The organism is Imperialibacter sp. (assembly GCF_040222385.1).
GTDB lineage: Bacteria > Bacteroidota > Bacteroidia > Cytophagales > Cyclobacteriaceae > Imperialibacter.
The window spans coordinates 173,469-192,079 of sequence record NZ_JAVKDF010000039.1 but is presented as its reverse complement, the minus strand read 5'-3'; the positions used below and the strand labels follow the sequence as shown (position 1 = coordinate 192,079).

Annotated in this window: 13 protein-coding genes; 8 read left to right on the top strand and 5 right to left on the bottom strand. The window is 48.2% G+C overall.

Going from position 1 to position 18,611, the window contains the following annotated elements; all coding sequences use genetic code 11:
• Positions 1-22 precede the first annotated feature (22 nt).
• The 7 genes from pbpC to RIG68_RS20510 all read left to right on the top strand — a co-directional run bounded on the left by pbpC (position 23) and on the right by RIG68_RS20510 (position 9,925).
• Positions 23-2,356, top strand: a complete 2,334-nt coding sequence (gene pbpC, locus RIG68_RS20540; protein WP_350126589.1) for a penicillin-binding protein 1C — start codon at positions 23-25, stop codon at positions 2,354-2,356.
• Between the two features lie 88 nt (positions 2,357-2,444).
• Positions 2,445-4,838, top strand: a complete 2,394-nt coding sequence (locus RIG68_RS20535; RefSeq protein ID WP_350126586.1) for an alpha-L-rhamnosidase-related protein — start codon at positions 2,445-2,447, stop codon at positions 4,836-4,838.
• A 487-nt stretch (positions 4,839-5,325) separates the two neighbouring features.
• Complete coding sequence (locus RIG68_RS20530; RefSeq protein WP_350126583.1) at positions 5,326-5,727, top strand: GreA/GreB family elongation factor; 402 nt, start codon at positions 5,326-5,328, stop codon at positions 5,725-5,727.
• A complete protein-coding gene (locus RIG68_RS20525) occupies positions 5,724-6,353 on the top strand; it encodes a hypothetical protein (protein ID WP_350126581.1) in 630 nt (209 codons plus the stop codon). Before RIG68_RS20530 ends, RIG68_RS20525 begins: the two co-directional genes overlap by 4 nt.
• Positions 6,354-6,581: 228 nt before the next feature.
• A complete protein-coding gene (locus RIG68_RS20520) occupies positions 6,582-9,200 on the top strand; it encodes a DUF5686 and carboxypeptidase regulatory-like domain-containing protein (protein WP_350126578.1) in 2,619 nt (872 codons plus the stop codon).
• Positions 9,201-9,252: 52 nt separating this feature from the next.
• Positions 9,253-9,645, top strand: coding sequence for a hypothetical protein (locus RIG68_RS20515; protein ID WP_350126575.1), 393 nt, complete (start codon positions 9,253-9,255; stop codon positions 9,643-9,645).
• Between the two features lie 91 nt (positions 9,646-9,736).
• On the top strand, positions 9,737-9,925 hold the full coding sequence (locus RIG68_RS20510) for a hypothetical protein (protein ID WP_350126573.1): 189 nt from the start codon (positions 9,737-9,739) through the stop codon (positions 9,923-9,925).
• Positions 9,926-9,941: 16 nt separating this feature from the next.
• On the opposite strand, the gene RIG68_RS20505 is transcribed toward RIG68_RS20510, so the two are convergent.
• Positions 9,942-10,817, bottom strand: a complete 876-nt coding sequence (locus RIG68_RS20505) for a phytanoyl-CoA dioxygenase family protein (RefSeq protein ID WP_350126570.1) — start codon at positions 10,815-10,817, stop codon at positions 9,942-9,944.
• Between the two features lie 150 nt (positions 10,818-10,967).
• Here RIG68_RS20505 and RIG68_RS20500 point away from each other — a divergent pair, with 150 nt between their 5' ends.
• The gene (locus RIG68_RS20500; protein ID WP_350126567.1) at positions 10,968-11,819 is read left to right on the top strand and encodes an AraC family transcriptional regulator; all 852 of its coding nucleotides are present in this window, start codon (positions 10,968-10,970) and stop codon (positions 11,817-11,819) included.
• A gap of 234 nt (positions 11,820-12,053) precedes the next feature.
• On the opposite strand, the gene RIG68_RS20495 is transcribed toward RIG68_RS20500, so the two are convergent.
• The 4 genes from RIG68_RS20495 to RIG68_RS20480 all read right to left on the bottom strand — a co-directional run bounded on the left by RIG68_RS20495 (position 12,054) and on the right by RIG68_RS20480 (position 18,601).
• Positions 12,054-12,353: a GIY-YIG nuclease family protein gene (locus RIG68_RS20495; protein WP_350126564.1), complete on the bottom strand. Its 300-nt coding sequence runs from the start codon at positions 12,351-12,353 to the stop codon at positions 12,054-12,056.
• Between the two features lie 348 nt (positions 12,354-12,701).
• Positions 12,702-13,595: a metallophosphoesterase family protein gene (locus RIG68_RS20490; protein ID WP_350126561.1), complete on the bottom strand. Its 894-nt coding sequence runs from the start codon at positions 13,593-13,595 to the stop codon at positions 12,702-12,704.
• Between the two features lie 269 nt (positions 13,596-13,864).
• A complete protein-coding gene (locus tag RIG68_RS20485; protein WP_350126557.1) occupies positions 13,865-16,333 on the bottom strand; it encodes an ABC transporter permease in 2,469 nt (822 codons plus the stop codon).
• A 9-nt stretch (positions 16,334-16,342) separates the two neighbouring features.
• A complete protein-coding gene (locus RIG68_RS20480) occupies positions 16,343-18,601 on the bottom strand; it encodes an ABC transporter permease (RefSeq protein WP_350126554.1) in 2,259 nt (752 codons plus the stop codon).
• Between the last annotated feature and the right edge of the window lie 10 nt (positions 18,602-18,611).

Below are 18,611 nucleotides of genomic sequence, written 5' to 3'. Positions count from 1 at the left end.
CCAAAGGAAGTGGTTCAAATGGATGGTAGCCTTGTTCGCCATTCCTTTAATGCTCGTCCTGTTTTACCCCCTGCCGTCTCCCCTTTTTCCTAAGAAATACGCCACACTTCTTCAGTCTTCCGATGGACAGTTGCTGGGAGCCCGCATCTCTTCCGACGGACAATGGCGCTTCCCTCCTTCTGACTCGGTGCCGCAAAAGTTCGAGGCCGCCATTCTCCTCTTCGAAGATGAGTACTTCCACTACCATCCGGGTATCAACCCTGTGTCGCTTGGCAGGGCAGTTTGGCAAAATATTCGGTCGGGAAAAATAGTAAGCGGCGGCAGCACCCTGACCATGCAAACCGTGAGAATGGCCCTGGAAAACCAGGAGAGAACCTACAGTCAAAAAATCTGGGAGCTCCTGCTTTCCATCAAGTTGGAACTCTTCTATTCCAAAGAGGAGATACTGCAGCTATATACTTACCACGCACCCTTTGGCGGCAATGTCGTCGGGCTGTCGGCAGCTTCCTGGAGGTATTTCGGTCGCCCGCCTTATCAGCTTTCGTGGGCAGAAACTGCGGCGCTGGCAGTACTGCCCAACAGCCCCTCCTCAGTATTCCCGGGGAAAAATGAAATCACCTTCAGACACAAAAGAGACGCCCTTTTAGATAAACTCAGCGCAAACGGCTACCTCACCAGCGACGAGGCCCTGCTGGCAAAAGCTGAACCTCTGCCCGGCAAAGTAAAGCCCCTGCCAAACGATGCTTTCCACCTTTTGCAACGAGCTGAAAAAGACGGTCTGGCCGGTACCATTGTGCAATCGACCCTGGACTTTGCTCTGCAACGCCAGGTGAAAGAAAAAACGGATCGCTATTCAGAGCAACTGGCCTACAATGAAATCCACAACGCCGCCGCCATTGTTATCGATATTGCTTCAGGAGAAACCCTCGCCTACGTAGGCAATTCCTTTCCCAATGGTGACGAAACCAACAACCATGGTCAGTTTGTGGACGTGATCACCGCCCGCAGAAGCCCCGGAAGCCTGCTAAAGCCATTTCTGTACGCCGCAGCGCTGGATGATGGAATTCTCTTACCAAAGGAGCTGCTTCCTGACATCCCACTCTTTTATCGGGGTTTTGCTCCGCAAAACTTTGATAAAAAATACCGGGGGGCTGTTGCAGCCGATGAAGCGCTTGCCAGCAGTCTCAATGTCCCTTTCGTTTTTCTATTGCGGGAATATGGCTACGAAAAGCTGCATCAAAAGCTGCAACAAATAGGGATGTGTTCCCTCGACAAGCCCGCCAATCATTATGGCCTTTCTTTAATTCTTGGCGGCGCTGAATCGACTCTTTGGGAACTGTCCGGAATGTTTGCTGGCATGGCGAGAGCGCTCAACAACTTTCAGGATCGCCCTTACAACAGAGGCTACTCAACCGCTGACTATAGGCCAAACACCTACCTTGCACTAAAAACAACCGAACAAGAAAGTGACCTGGAATCTCATGGGTTACTGGCAGCACCCTCCATCCTCTATGCCTTTCAGGCAATGCAGCAGTTGAGGCGTCCTGAAGAAATGTCAGGTGCAGAAATGTATGGCTCGTACCGGCCCATTGCGTGGAAAACAGGCACCAGCCACGGCTTTCGTGATGCCTGGGCCATTGGCCTCAACGACCGTTATTTAGTAGGTGTTTGGGTAGGCAATGCCGATAGTGAGGGTCGGCCGGGGTTGACTGGCATTCGCTCTGCCTCGCCGCTGATGTTCAGCATATTCGAACTGTTGGATGGCGACGCCACCTTCGATGAGCCGTTCGGAAAGATGGTCAGCATCTGCAAAGAAAGCGGACTTTTGGCAGGCGAGTATTGCACGGAAACAACCGACTCAAATTTACCTGACTATATGCTTCAGGGTAAACGATGCACCTACCATCATCTTCTCCATCTGGATCAGGCTGAAAAAAACCAGGTAAGCAGCACCTGCTACGCTGTCGACAAAATGCATTCCAAACCCTGGTTTGTGCTACCGGCTGTGCAGGCATGGTACTACAAGCAGTATCATTCCAACTACAAAGAGCCACCACCTTTTCTGTCCTCATGCGCAGAGCAAAACGCTAACGGCTTCATGGAATTAATTTACCCCAGAGAGTTCACCAAAGTATATGTGCCGGTTGAGCAGGATGGCAAACCGGGCTTGGCCATATTTGAAGCGGCGCACCGTAACCCGGCTTCAACCATCTACTGGCACCTGGATGAAGTCTACGTTGGCTCAACGAATTTCATCCATCAAATGGGCTTCCACCCGGAACCTGGCCCCCACATGCTTACACTTGTGGATGAGGAGGGCAATGAGTTAAAGCAGGGATTTGAGGTCCTGCGATGAGCTTCAGGCTCTTCGGCGGTAGTCATTTCACCTTTGCTTCCAAGTAAAGGAATCGGTACTTTTAACTATCTAAAATGCTGCGTTTTTGATGAAACAACTCCTTTGCTTTTTATTGATATCATTGACCTTTGTGTCCTGCGATACGGACACCAAACCAACCAGCCTTCTTGTCAGCCTGGACAGCGTAGAACATATCAGCGGTAAACCGGAGTACCTGGGCAGCCCATTTGTGACGGCCGGCGACCGGGTTTATATGATTGGCCATCAGGATGGTAGCTTCCCCGACCTCGGCTGGCATGTAGATGGAGAAATGGGCGGTCTCTGGGATCACCCGATTAAATTAATGGATGGTTTTTCAATGAATATCGGAGAGGTTGGCAAAGAGGCTCCCTGGTGTCTGGATAAGGCCGATGAATTCATCAACTACCCTTTTGCCAACAAGCATATTTTTCGAAAGGGTGATTTACTTGTGCAAAGAACTCAGTTTGTGCCTGACGGCGGCATGGAAGGGCTCATTGTAGAATATGCTATCACCAACCAAAGCGAAGAGGAAAAGTCGCTGGAGCTTGCGTTCACAGGCATGGTCGACCTCAGGCCTGTGTGGTTGGCGGAAAGAAAAAACATTGAGAATGGCAGAGACACCCTCTTTTTGCAGGAGCTTTCCGAGACTTATTTAGGAAAAGACCTGAACAACGACTGGTACACGATATTTGGCAGCAGCGAGCCTGTTGTCGGATACAGAATCGATGAAAGCCCTTGCCCTCAGGAAAGAAAAGGGCTGGGCACCGACGGCACCATTGTTTCGAGGGTGACTTTACAGCCCAACGAAACCTATCCGGTTCAGTACTATATCGCCGGCTCATACACATCAGCCGACGACGCCCATGCCACCTATGATCAGCTAAAAGGAACAGCCTCGGTTACGCTGAAGAACAAAATGAATCGGTATAAGCAAATAGCTCAGGCATCATCCATCTCCATCCCTGACAAAGACATTGAAACCATGTACCGCTGGGTGAAGTACAATACCGCCTGGCTTATCAGAGATGTGCCGGAAATAGGGAGAGGTGTTTCCGCCGGGCTACCCGACTATCCGTGGTGGTTTGGTGCCGACAACTGCTATACCCTGCAGGGTATGCTGGCTACTGGCTCCCCGGCTGAAGTGAACTCGACCATCAACCTGATTGAAAAGCTCTCGATGGAATTAAACGGCAATGGCCGGATCATTCATGAAACCTCCACCAACGGAGAAACCTATAATCCAGGTAACCTCAACGAGACCCCACAGTTTATCTCACTGCTTTGGACGTTCTATCAATGGACTGGTCACAAAGAGACAATCGAAAAATACTACCCGGAAGTGAAGAAGGGCATCAAGTGGATCGAAGAACAGGACAAAGATGGCAACGGATATCCGGACGGCCCCGGCATGATGGAAATTCATGGGCTACATAGCGAGATGGTGGATGTAGTGGTGTACACCCAACAAGCCTATGAAGCTGCTGCGCAAATGGCAATGGAAATGGACGAGCCTGATCTTGGCGCTGAATACCAGAAGAAGGCCGATGCACTGAAAAAGAAAATCAATAGTGAATGGTGGGTGGAAAGTGCCCAATCGTTCGCTGACTTCCGCTCCACAAAGGCGCAGGCACTTGAGCTGATTGATGCGGCGATTGTGCGAGCTGACACCATCAATAAACCATGGTCGATCAAAGAGCTGGAGCAAACAAAAAAAGAACTGATCGGCAAGGCTGCGAACACCACCAGCGGCTACGTGGTTCACCACAACTGGGTCGTGAATACGCCAACAGAAATGGGGATAGCAGATTCAATCAAGGCGGAAAAGGCGTTAGCTACTGCCAGAAAGTACAGCAACCGTTTCGGCATGTACGTAACTGGGATGGACAGAGATGAAGCCAATGACGCCTCCAGCAAATGGAAGTCGTTCAGCTATGTGGGCGCTGTTATGACGCTGCCCACAGGAGTGCAAGCGATATCTGAAGCCAGATACGGGCACCCCAACGAGGCACTTGGCTACCTGAAAAAGCTGCACAACTCATTTAGCTACGCCCTGCCCGGCTCCATGTACGAGGTGAGCCCTGATTATGGCATGATTGTGCAGGCATGGAACATCTATGCTGTGGCTGTGCCTATTGTCAACTATTTTTTCGGTATTCAGCCGGAAGCGCACAAAAAGCTGGTGACGATAGCCCCCGATATGCCCGAGGGCTGGGACAATGTTTCTATCAGCGATGTGTTGATGGGGGACAACGTCATTGGCTTCACAAAAAATACAAAAGACAGCTTGATCACTTATCAGATAACACAACGAAACCCTGGCTGGACAGTATTATTAAAACTAAAGGGTGAAAAAACCTCCACAATTCAAGTTAATGGAGAGGTATTTTCTTCAACGGCGGAAAATGAAAATGTTATTATCCGTTTAACAGGTGTTGACAATTTGATATCAATTCAGCGGTAGCGGAATCAAAATGCTGATACACTGCAAATCCTGCCATTTGCATCCTATCCACTCTCTTCATTCCTGCAAATAGCGTTCGGTTTATGAGAAAGGGTGAGGCATATGAAGAGAAAAGTCGATCTTTAACAACCGATATTACAGAAATTGGCTTGCCAAACCATTTTAAGTTGTATCTTGTTAATAGCAAAAAGATTACAACGTGCGCAAACCAAAGGACATACTCAAATTGCCCTTTTCGCCAGATGGCGGAATCGATAGCTGTGTGTTGCTTTGTACGCACAACAAAGCCTTTGTAAAATAGGCCTCCCATTTCATCAAAGAAGTAAGGAGGCCGGTAGTACTGTTCCTGCAGACTTCTTGCTCTGACTACCCGGAGCACGTTATTCAACCTAGCATTTCACTTTCCGGCATAATACCACCATACGGATGCCCTATTCACTCAGTGGCATTCGCTTGGTGTCATGTTCAATTAAAATACGACGTAACGATGAATCCTATTATAACAAAAGCAGACCACAATACAATTAAATCCCTGATAGCTAATCTACCGGATCATTTAAAGACTGCTGAGATAAGACAACTGACGAATGAGCTTAATCGTGCTCGGGTTGTTGCAAACGACAAAATACCGGAAGATGTTATTCGACTAAACTCCTATTTTGAAATTGAGGAGATCAATTCAAAACAACAAATCAACTTCACAGTCACTCTTCCGAATAAAGCAAATATTGCTGAGAAAAGGGTATCCATACTGTCGCCACTTGGCATTGCCCTAATTGGCTTCAGGAAAGGCATGACTGTTCAGTGGACGCTACCTGGCGGCCCAAAAAAACTCAAGATATTGAAAGTTGAACAAGCCATGGAAGAGGCTAAAATTCAGACGCTATGAAATGGACATACAGCATTCGAAACAAAACAACAGCGGCAGCACTACTCCTGACTGTTTTTTTGTTAGTGTTATTCAATAACCTGAAAGAAAGGAAAAACTCGGTGAAAATCAGCGAAACGATCCATTCGATATTTCAGGATCGGTTGGTGGTGGAAAGCTATATTTTTCAGCATGCAGAGCACCTCCACTTGATCGAGAGAATTATTGATTCCGAGAACATTGAACATGCCGACAAACAACAGCAGGTGGAGGCGGCCTTCCAGCAAATAATGGTCTTGAACGAGTCGTACCTGGAAACAGTGCTTACTGAGGAAGAAGAAAGAGTCTTTGGCGGGTTCAACGACCTCAGCAAAAAAATGGGTGCGAAGGCAGAACAGGGTGACCTGACGGCTGCAAAAGCATACGCAAAGGAGGCGGCGTTGTCCCTGAAAACACTTTCTTCCATCCAGGTAACTGAAGGAGCATCTCTAATGACAGACGCTAAAGCACTGTTTAGTGCAAGCACTTTGTCGTCCCAACTGGAAAGTGCCATTTTACTTGTCATTGCACTGATCATCCAGGCACTGATTTTTGCTTCTGGCACCCTCAAAGTGAATAGGCATCCTCAAAACCCAATACTTAATTGAGCGACTAAGCACAGGAAGTCCATTTGCCCAAGTGATGGACTTCCTGAAAAAAACACCTCCTTCAGTGCACCCACCCATTTCCCCGTAAGACATCAATTTCTCATCTTTTCTACTGCATTCGGCCTGCCCTAGCAGTCGAAAAAAAATTAATATTGTAATTACTTACGCAACCTCAGCACTGATTATTACATCTAGGCTACAAGGTCAATCAAAACTCAAATTTTTTAGATGCGTTGTTTTTACTCTTTATCCCTGCTACTGCTGGTGTCTTTCACCGCTTTAGCCCAAAATACTGGTATTAAAGGCAAAGTGCTTGGAGAGAATAATGAGCCTCTCCCCTTTGCCACTATCTTCATTCGCAACATCAACACCGGCACTACCTCCAATGTCGAAGGCGACTATGAGGTGCGGCTTGCTCCTGGTAAGTATGACGTGGTGTTTCAGTACATTGGCTACGAATCGAACGTGCATTTCTTTGAAGTGACTACCGGCTTCGAAACGTACAACCTCACCCTTAAGCCCAGAATATTTCTCCTCAAAGAAGTGGAAGTACGCAGCGGCAAAGAAGACCCTGCCTACACCATCATGCGCAAAGCAATCGGCAAGGCCAGCTTCCATGCCAACCAGCTCGATGCCTACGATGCCAAAGTCTACATGAAGGGATCCGGCCGATTGCTCGACTCACCCTTTTTTCTCCGCAACAAAATAGCCGAAGAGGGCATTGACAGTACCATGGCTTTTACATCAGAGTCGGTGAGCGAATTGCACTACGAACGGCCGAGTACCTACTCGCAAAAGGTGGTGGCGGTGTTCTCGCAAGGGGAAGACAACGGCACGGGCCCGGGAGAGTTTCTCACTGCCAGTTTCTACGAGCCAAAGGTTGTGGATGCCATTTCTCCGCTTTCGCCCAAGGCATTCGCCTACTACCGGTTTACCTACGATGGCTATTTTAGAGAAGATGGCTATGTGATCAATAAAATTCTTGTCACGCCCCGCAGCAAAGGAGACGACATTTTTGAGGGAACAATCTACATCGTTGACGACCTCTGGAGCATTCACAGCCTCGACTTTACCATGTATAAGTTGGGGATCAAATTCAACGTTGAGCAGGTATACAATCCCATCGAGGACAAAGCCTGGCTCCCGGTAAGTCATAAGTTTGTCATCAACGGGTCTTTTTTCGGGTTCGACTTCCAGTACAACTACCTGGCCACGCTCAGCGAATATAAAATCACCCTCAACCCCGATCTCGATATTCCGGTGACAGTGATTGATGAAAAAATAGACAAAGAAGTCGCCGCTGAAGTGAAGCAAAAGACAAAGGGCCAGGAGACCCTGGAAAAGCTGGCTCAGAACAAGGAAGTAACCAGAAAAGACCTGCGCAAGCTGGTGAAGGAATACGAAAAGGAAGAGATGGAGGATCTTGAATTCCCTGAGATTGTTTCTAACATCTCCATACAACGAGACTCAACCACAAGCTACAACAACGACTCCACCTTCTGGACAAGCATGAGACCTGTGCCGCTTACTGCCTATGAAATAAGGGGCTATACAAAGATCGACAGCCTCGACAAGGCGGAAGAAGCCGAATACAAGTCGGATACAACAAAAAAGGGAAAAAACAAAAGAGACAGGAAGGTAAGGATCACCGACCCGATTGTGGGCAACTCCTACAAACTGGGAGAGAAAAGCCGACTCAACATTGAGTCACCACTTGAAACCATCGGTTTCAACACAGTGGAGGGCTTCAACTTCTTTTATGACATCAATTACTCCAGGCGGTTTGAGAATGGCAATAAGCTCCAGTTTGGCCCTATACTGCGCTATTCTTTTGCCAGAGAAAAGCTCTTGCCGAAGGGTTATGTTGATTTCCAATACGGGGAAAGTGGCACAAGAGGCACCGCCCGGCTGGAAGCAGGCAGTTATGTGCAGCAGTTAAGTGCCGTTGAGCCCATCCACCCCTATATCAACACTGCCTACGCCCTCCTCTTCAAGGAAAGCTACCTAAAACTGTACGAGAAGGACTTTGTGCGATTTCAAAACGAGAAGCGCTACAGCGACAAGTTTTCAGCAAAAGCAGGGCTGGAATATGCGCAGCGAAGAAGCCTGGCCAACAATTCCGACTTTACTTTTTTCAAACACCCTGGCAAAGAGTATACAGCTAACAACCCTCTCAATGCCAATACTGAAATAACAGGCTTTTTTGAGCACCAGGCACTGACATTTAACATTTCAGGAGAGTACAAACCATGGCTGAAGTACAGGATGAAGAACGGGTCGAAAGAGGAAATCAGGAAGTCGACGCCCACCTTCACTCTTGAGTACCGGAAAGGCATGCCCTGGGCTGAAAGCGATGTTAACTACGACTTGTTAGACGTAGGGGTAAAACACAGCTTTGAGTGGGGCATCCGCTCGAAGCTGGATGTGCGGGTAAATGCAGGCAAGTTCATCAACGACAAGGCCATTTACTTCCCTGACTTTAAGCACTTCCCCGGCAACCAAACACTGTTTGCCACCCTCGATCCGGTGGAGAACTTCCGTTTGCTTGATTACTACTACTACAGCACCAATGATGAATACGTTACCGCCTTTGTGCACAACCAATGGCGCAAGTTAGTGGTAACACAACTGGCATTCGTGAGGATGATGGGCATCAAAGAAAACATGTTCATTAACTACCTGGGCGCACCCAATTCAAATAACTACACGGAAGTAGGTTATGGCCTGGACTACATCATGAGGGTATTCAGGCTGGAGGCCGTTGCGGCTTTCGAGGATGGCCAATACAAGAACTTTGGCGTGAGAATCGGCATTGCGACAAACCTGGAGGATTTGTTTGATTTCTAGTACCCGCAACAAAATAGGTAGATTTGCGAAACTGAGTTATATTTACGCTGAAATGGATGCTCAAATAAAACAACTCTCCAAAAGGCTCTCCGACACTTGTCTACTGGCACTATCCGTGCTGATAGCAATTTTTGGCCTATCTGGATTGGATGGAGTTAGCGATCAGAGCCTGCCATTCTCACCAAAAACCGAGCTGGTATCGCATACTTCTGCCACCCGCTACCATTCCTACAAACAAGCGGTAGCCGATTACCATCAAAACTTTTTGCGATCCAATTGTGGCAAAATCAGCTTCCTGGCTATTTCCAGACTGGAAGATGTCGCATCTAAGAGACAGTACAGCCTATCTGTCAGTCGCTTTCTCGAAGTAAGAGCTAAGCAGCTTTCACGGGAACGTCACCAGTTCTATTTCACCTACAGTCAGGAAGCAATCGCCCATTCCTGAGAATTTCCCCCACGGCCTCTGCGCCACCCATTTCTCAATTATTTACTGATTGATTGCGCCTGATTGGCCTATCATTTTACTGCTACACTTCATGAAGAAGTTCAAAAAATACCTGCGAACAGCCGGGCTGGTGCTGTTCATATTGCTCAGCGGATTTGGCATGGGCATAGATCCCAATATTTTCAAACCGAAAAGGATAGAAAATGAGGAGGGCGTGAAAACCGAGCAAGTGGTTAAAAAACAAGAGGATGAAGAGACCCAACTTCAGGAAGTGAAGTGATTCGCCAGTTTGGCTATCAGGCCTGATAAAGAAGCGGATAAAACTTCCCCTGCATCTTTTGTCCCCGTGGCACAACATCGGCGCCTGCAAGCAACGGTGTGTCAGCATCCGATCTTGTTCCGTCTTTGAACACATTGGTGACGTATGCCCTACGCTGCCTGTCTGTTTTGTTTTCGTACGACCCATGCACCAGCAAGGGGTGATGGAAAGTACCATGCCCCATTTTCATTTCAATGGGAATCGGATTGAACTGCGCCTTCTGCTCTTCGGTCAGGTACTGATCCAAACCGTTCATATCCCCTGCCAGGTCAGGCTTGTCGAGCAAACCCCACCTATGGCTGCCGGGCACATAGTACAGGCAGCCGTTGTCCACATCGGCATCGTCGAGTCCTACCCAGCAAGTGAGATGTTCCATAGGTTTGGTGCGTGTCCAGTACGAGTAGTCCTGATGCCAGGCTACCACACCGCCATGTTTGGCTGGTTTGCAAAAAAGCTGGTCGTGCCAGAAGCGAACTGACCCACCCAGTAGCTGACTGGCGGCCATCACGAAAGCGGGGTTCCACAGCACGTCGTGAAAACCAGGGGTCACCCGCCATGCACCCAGGGCATGGAAAAGTACCTTCGAAGGGTCGGCGGATTCGTTGGAATGGAATTCGTAGAACAGATGGTGGCCGGGGTGGTTGGGGTCGGCAATCTCCTCAAGTTCATTGCGGAGTGACTCTACCTGCATACTGTTGAGTAATTTCACGTTGGCCAAATAGCCATTCTCCTTAAAAAAGGCTACCTGTTCGTCGCTGAGTTTGTATTGTTCCCACTCCTTTTCAGTTTCGGGCCACTCAAACAGACGACTTACCAATTCATGAACCCCGGCCAAATCTGCAACACTACTCATATACTATAAATTACTAATGCTCATTTAAAAGTACCACCTTTTCCGACAGCCCTCTACGTCAATTTTTGCATTTAATTAACTTATTTTAACCTATATATTGATACAGAGTCGTATTATTGGTAATATAAACAAGCATTGCATCGATAACGGATGAAAGCCATCTTTGAAAAAGTAGACCTGGAAGAAGGTCAGTCACTGATAATTCGTGCGCTGAACCTCCCGGAGTTCGATGCTCCATGGCACTTCCATCCCGAAATGGAGCTCACTTATATTATCAAAAGCCGGGGAACAAGGTTTGTGGGCAACAGTATTGAGGAGTTCGTAGAAAACGATCTGGTGCTGCTGGGGTCGAACCTTCCACATATTTGGCAGAACCCTTCTAATCAGTCCGGCAGAAGTGAGGCAATAGTCGTACATTTTTCCGAAGGGATGCTCAACAACAGCTTGCTCAGCTCTCCTGAGTTTGCCACCATCCGGCAACTTTTCGAAAAAGCCAGCTACGGTGTGGCATTTCCATTGGAGCTCTCCAAAAGGGTTGGACAAAAATTGGCACACATGGTAAATGCCGACCCATTTAGCAAAGTACTTGGCCTCATGGAAACACTTCAACTCCTGGCTACTTCTAACGAGGCGAGAACGCTTGCCAGCGTTGGTTATGCGCACCACACAACGGCAAAAGATGCGGAAAAAATGACGATTGTGTTTGAGTACGTAAGGCAACATTTCTCGGAAGTGATTCGACTTGACCCTGTTGCCAACTTACTTCACCAAACGCCTCAGGCTTTTTGTCGGTATTTCAAGAAAAGGGCTAAGAAGACTTTCATCGAGTTTGTGAATGAGTTCAGGATAGGCCACGCCAGCAGGCTTTTGATCGATACTGAACTCAGCATCACCGAAGTCTGTCTGCAGTCGGGCTACAGCACCATTCCCCATTTTAACAAGCAGTTCAAGCGAATCACCGGACTGAGTCCGTCGGGGTTCAGGAAGAAGCATGTTGGTTGAGCATCCGAACCGCAAAGTTATTCCGACCGGTTATTGCGAGCCACAAAACGATATTTAAATTGTGTGAAGAATCACTAAATGGCGTGGCAATCTGCCTGATTCGCTGCCTAGGCCGACGGATTGCCACGGCTGTTAATAAAGTGCTTATCGATGATGAGTATGTTCAGCCTCGCAATAACCGGTATGGCGGACGGGCTACAACAGCTGGTGAGGCGACAATCTACTTGACCGCTGCTACCACTTCAAAACCTCATCCGTAAGATCCTTCCATTCAGGGTTGAAGCCTTCTATCAGGTCAATCTTGGTTTGCCGTTTCCCGGCTTTTAGTTGTTTTTCCCTCGCTACTGCCTCAGTTATGGAATGGAAAATCTCATAATAAACCAGTCTATCCAGATTGTATCTCGCAGTAAAACTATTAGTGTATTTCTTTGTCTTATGATCGTGTAGTCTGGTGATCAAATCAGAAGTCAAACCAACATAAAGGGTTGTGCGATTCTTGTTGGTTAGAATATAAATAACACCTCCTTTTCCCATGAGAATATTTCGATTGATCCCTCAGCCGCACTTTCCAACAGATTGCCACGGCTGTTTGAGTTTTAAAACATAGATAACCATTTACTTCCAGCCTCGCAATAACCGGTGAGTCGGATTTCGGCGGTTTATTGAAAGTTTGGATTGCAGCCGAACTCCCCAGAACCGGTAATTGCGAGCCACAAAACGATATTTGAATTGTGTGAAGAATCACTATGTGGCGTGGCAATCTGCCGGATTCACTGCCTAAGCCTGCAGACTGCCGCTGCTATTTGAGTTTAAAGACATAGAAAATCATTTCACCGTAGCCTCGCAATAACCTGTGAGGGTGCCTTCCCTTTTCACCCAACCTCAGCTAGCCGGATAACACCTGCTTCTCGTCTTCCTGTATCCTGTCAACTCCAGGTCACCATTGCCAAACCCTTCAATGATGGCATAGGCATTGTTTTCCGGCCCGCTGTTGTCGACCATGGCAGGCAAAAGCGTGTAGTGAATACCATTGATACTGGAATAACCCTCCCTGTGGCAATGGCCATGAAAGACTGCCGTCACTTTACCGGAATGCTCTAACATGCTCCTCACAGCCGCTGAATTCTCTACATGCATAGTCTCATCGGGTAGCTCATAAAGTGAGTGGTGAACAAACACCACCGTGGGTAGCCTGGTCGCTGCGAGGTCAGCCTTCAACCAATCCATCTGAGGTTGGGGAACAGTCGACTCAAACCACTCAAAATCGCCTTTGTTGTGGTCAGTGCCGTCAGGATGGAAGTTGGGGTCGAGCACTATAAAGTGGAACCCCTTCTTGTCAAACGAATAGTAGCCAAGGCCCGAGTCGATGCCTGTATTCTCCACATTAGCTATAAACTGTGCTTTGCTGATGCTGTCTACATCATGGTTGCCTATGACATGGAAGCGGGGGCCTTTGAATTGTGCATACACCGCCTCCAGGTTCTGTAGGTATTTCAAAGTGTCAGCCTCCCTCCTGTTGGTGTCCTCATCCTTAAAGTCGCCTAAATGAATCACGAAATCGACCTTTTCCCTGTTCATCACCTCGGTAAACTCGGCCATCTTTTCCAGCGACTCCCGGTAGTACCGAATGCCACCTGGCTCTCTGTTAGCATAATGGGAGTCGGTGACCACACCAAAACGCACTTTCGGCTTTCGGGCAGCCATAGTACTGCCTATAAGGCCGACGGCGGGCAACGTAACCAGGGTGGATTTGAGAAAAAGACGGCGGGTGATCATAAGAATGACGGTCGGTGACTAAACGTTACGTCAAATTAACAGAAATTACCTACAGCGACAACAGGGATTCAATATGAAACACTTCCCATCGTTTCCCACTAAGCGCTTAACGGATTCTCACTAAGCGCTTTATGGAATTCGGCTAAGCGCTTAACGGACGTTCACTAAGGCCTTAGCGGAAATCGGTAAAGCGCTTTACTGGAAACAAGTAAGCGCAATATCAGGTAATGAATCCATGAGCGCCACAATTTCAATCAATCAACGTTCACTCACTCCATCCGCAACGAATCCACGGGATTGGCTTGTGCCTTTGGGATGGCCTCGACTACCACCACAGCCAACGCAAGCAATATCAATCCCGCTCCCGGCAGCACAAAGAACCACCACTCCAAACGCATGGCGTAGGCATAGTTTTGCAACCATTCGCTCACCAGGAAATAGGTGAGCGGCAGCGTGACAACAATCGCCAACACAACGAGGCTCACAAAACGAGAGGACAGTAGCACTAATAAGCTGCTAACCGAGGCACCCAGCACCTTTCTAATGCCTATTTCTTTGGTTCGTTGGGCAATGGTGAGCGACACCAGGGCAAAGAGCCCAAGGCAGGAAATGAAAATCGAAAGGCCGGAGAAAACCCCCAGCAGTGTTGACAGCCGGTCTTCAGAGGCATATTGCTGCTCGTACCTTTTTTCCAGCAAAAAGTAGTCGAAGGGGTTGTTAGGGAATACCTCGTCCCACTTTCCTTCAATAAATGCAAGTGCGGCTGTCAGTGATTCGCCATTGAGGTCACCGGCTGAAAAATTCAGTTTGACAGCATAAAAAGTGCTGTTGACATTGTCCAGGACAAACATGGACGGGGGAATGGCAGCCTTTGGCGATTCCTGATGGAAGTCCTTCACTACGCCCACTATTTTGCAACGAACACCTTTCGAGGCCAGCTCACTACCTACTGCTTCCCTTGCACTGGCAAAACCATGAGCTTGAGCTGCCTTTTCGTTGATCAGGATGCTTTCCAATGCGTCTCCGAAGTCTCCTTTCCGTTGCTCCGTAGGCAGAAAGCCCCTGCCTTCCACTATTTCCACGCCAAATACATCGACAAAACTATCGTCCACCACATTGAATGTCATTAGGACAGCCTCATCGCTACCACTTTCTGGCTTCCAAAATCGCTGCTGCCAGGCATTCTCGCTACCTGGTAAAAACGCCGAGGTGGAGACAGACCGAATGCCGGGATATCGCTGGAGCTCGTTTTTAAACACATCGAGTTGCGACAGGTAAGTCGAGTCGACCAAGGAAGGGGTTGTTAGCACCAACGTATTCTCAATGTCAATCCCGAGCTTCATGTTGTGCATGAACCGCAGCTGACCGTATACCGCCGCCGTGCCCACAATGATAAAAAGGCTGGCAGCAAACTGCACCACCATCAAGGCGGACCGCAAACCACCGCCCGCCACGTTGCTCATGTTTCCTTTCAACATCGAGGCGAGCTGTTTATTTTGCAGCAAAAAAAAGGGTACCAGCGACGAGATGGCTCCGCTCACCACGAAAAGTAGGGCGCACACCGCCAGCATAGTGTCGTCTCTCCAGAACAGCCCAAACGGACTACCAGCCACCTGCTGAAACCAGCCGGAGCTCACCTGCACCACGGTAAAAGCAACTATCAGCGCTAACAGGTTGACTACGAAAGCCTCCGCTACAAACTGCTGAATAAGCTGCCACTTGCCAGCACCGATCAGCCTCCTCACACCTACTTCTTTTCCCCGGCTGAGCGCCGAGAACATAGACAAGTTGATATGGTTGACCCAGGCGATCAACAACACAAACACGGCGATGGCGATCAGAAAGTAAACATCAGCGGCCGAGTTATTGGTTTTCATTTCTTCCATCAACTGTGATTTCAAGTGAATATCAACGACGGGCTGCATGTGCCAGCGTGGGTGTGCTGGATCTGGCGCCATGCCATACTTACCAAGCCATTCTCCTTCAAATGCAAGCAACTGTTCCGAAAGATCGTCCGGATGAACACCTTCACGTAGTGTCACATAAGAATAAAAATATTCCGAATTCCAGACCTTCAAATCCTCTCTTCCTCTTTCCGTTTGTGCCAGAGTAGGAAAAGAAAACAAAAAGTTGACAGCCATGTGGGTGTTAGCTGGCAGGTCCTTCAAAACACCTGCCACCGTATATTCGACGTCATCCATGCTGGTATGCCGCTTCAGTGTTTTGCCCATGGGGTCATCAGCACCAAAAAACTTCAAAGCCATCGCCTTGGAGATGATTACCTGAAAAGGCTGATCCAATGCTTCCTTGCTTCCTTTGAGCAGTGGAAAGGCAAAAAAATCGAAGAACGATGATTCAGCAAAATAGGCATGACTAGAGTTGAAGCTCCTGGCTTCTTCCCCGTTGTCGTACGACAGCACATTGGAAAAGCTGGAGCTCCCGCAAAGCCTGGTGATGGCTTCCACCTGTGGAGTACTGAGCAAAGAAGTGGCAAGCACAGCCGGAGAGGTGGCGGCTTCGTACTGCAAGGCGCCACTGGAAAAGTCTCTGGAGAAAATGCGATAGGTTCGATGAATGCCTGCACCATGGAACCGGTCGTAGCCCAGTTCGAAACGAACGTACTGCCCGATGAGAAGAGCGGTAGCCAAAGCCAGCCCCAGGCCACAAATGGCTATCGCCGAGGTCGTCTTATGCCGGAGCAGGTTACGGAGGGCGATTTTGAAGTAGTTAGTGAGCATAGCAGGTTTTTATTCCGTCCTCAACGCCTCCACAGGATTAGTTCGGGCGGTCTTCCAGCTTTGCAAGATCATAATGGCAGCTGCAATGACCACGAGCATCACAGACGGCCCAGCCAGCACCCAAAAACCTATCTCCGTAGCGTAGGAATAACTTGCCAGCCATTCGCTCCCGAAATAGTAGATCACACCCATCGATAGCACAATGGCCCCGCCTATCCATCCCAGGTAGCCAGCATTTACCTGGCGAATGACCTGTTCGATGGTGGCACCCAATACTTTACGAATAGCGATTTCTTTGAAACGTTTCCTCACAAAGAAGCCTGTGAGAGAGGCAAGGCCAATGCCGGAAATGCAAACAGCGATCATCGATAGCATAGTCAGCACATTGGCCAATTCAACTTCCTTTTTGTGAGCATCGACATAGTTTTCCTTAAGAGAAAAGAGCTCGAAAGGGTAGGCAGGATATAGGGCTTCCCATTCCTCTTTAAGTTGACTCTTTACCTCATTTACTGCTGATGAGGTAATGCGCATCGTCATAAACCCTTTCGATACATCTTTGTCAGGCTCAAGAGCCATGGCCCTTATTGGATTGCTTAACTTTCCAAAATGGAAATCAGCTACCTCACCCACCACGCTCTCACCTAAAGCCTTTTTTAAGTCAAGGTCTTCCCTTGCCATTAACGTCTGGTTCACAAACACGCCCGAATCAGGAAACACCGTAGGCTCATTGACAAAACTGATTCCGAGGGTAGACGTAAAGTGTTCATCAATACTGATAAAAGGAATAAATTCCATCTTACCATCGTCCTCGTGCACCATTCCACCATAGGTCACGAAAGGAAGTCCGCTTGAAATAGTGGAGTTTTGAACACCTGGCATCTCATCCGTCTTCACTCGCAGTAGTCTGAGATCTTCAGAGGAATACATTCTTACATACCACAAGTCGTCGACATCAAAACCTACTGGCCTGGACAACATGTATTGCTTCTGCTTATTTACCAACAGGGCGCCCCCCACAAGGGTACAGGCGATCAAAAACTGTACTCCCACGAAACCTTTCAGCAACCACTTTTTTTCTCCCAGCTTCAGCTTACCCGCTATTACATCCCTTGGCATTACTTTTCTGAAGAGCAGCGTCTGCATAATGCCCAACAGCAGCACTATAACCACCATCAGTGAAAGAAGAAATGATCCGCCCGAAGCAATGGAAAGCTTGTTCATTTGGAGGTACCCAAGTAGCTCCTGCCTCCCGAGTTGAATAAAAGATATGGCCAGCAACCCCGAAAGGAGAACGACTAGGGCTGCCTCCGCCAAAAATTGCGTCATAAGCTGCCCAGTGGAAATTCCAAGCACTTTCTTTACACCCACTTCCCTTCCCCTAAAGAGAGTCTTCACCTGGGTTAAATTGACAATATTGAACGCAGCGATAAATAGTATGATTAGAGAGATGGCAGCCATATCTTCTACCATATCTTTGTTGGCGCTTTTTTGGATACCTGTATTATCTGAGGACGTCAAATACACGTCGTTTACGCTAACAAGGGTGTATCTGATCACATCAAGAAACCGATCCATATCGTCGGATTCCTTATCAACTTTGACAAGGAGCTCAGGTATGTTGACATCAGGAAGGACTTTTAAATAAACCAGCCCCTGACGATACTGCATTTCCTTCGAGGGTAGTGGTATGCAGAATACGTTAATTTGCAGCTGAGCATTGGAAGGGAAATCCTGAAAAGTGCCAGCTACCACATAGTCACCTTCTTCGGTGCCGATTACTTTACCCACAGGGTCTTCGTTTCCGAAAAACCTTTGGGCAGCGGTTTCGCTAAGCAACACTGTGCCTTCCTTTACAGTTTGTCTGACGTCAAACAACTCCGTTTCGAACAGCTGCAATACTTCCGGTTCGGTGTAAGCCCATAGCTTCTCAACGAAGTACTTGCCCTGTATTTCCGCTGTCACTTCACTGCCTTCCTGATAAATCGGCACGGCAAGGCTCACTTCGGGAAAATGGTCTTCCATGTACTGCGCATTGGAAATAGGCATGGAGTTGAATTTCACCGGGCTATCGATGGTATCGTTGGCTTGCAGCTTGTAAGTCAAGTCTCGATCAGCAAACTGCCTGTCGGCTGTGTACTCATGAAACACGAAGCTGAACGTGAAAAAACAGGCAGCAAAGGCCAGCGCCAGCCCGACAATGCTTGACAGCGTGTAGCCTTTTTCCTTTTTCAAATGGCGAAAAGCGAGGAGAATGTGGTTTTTGAGCATAATGGGTTGG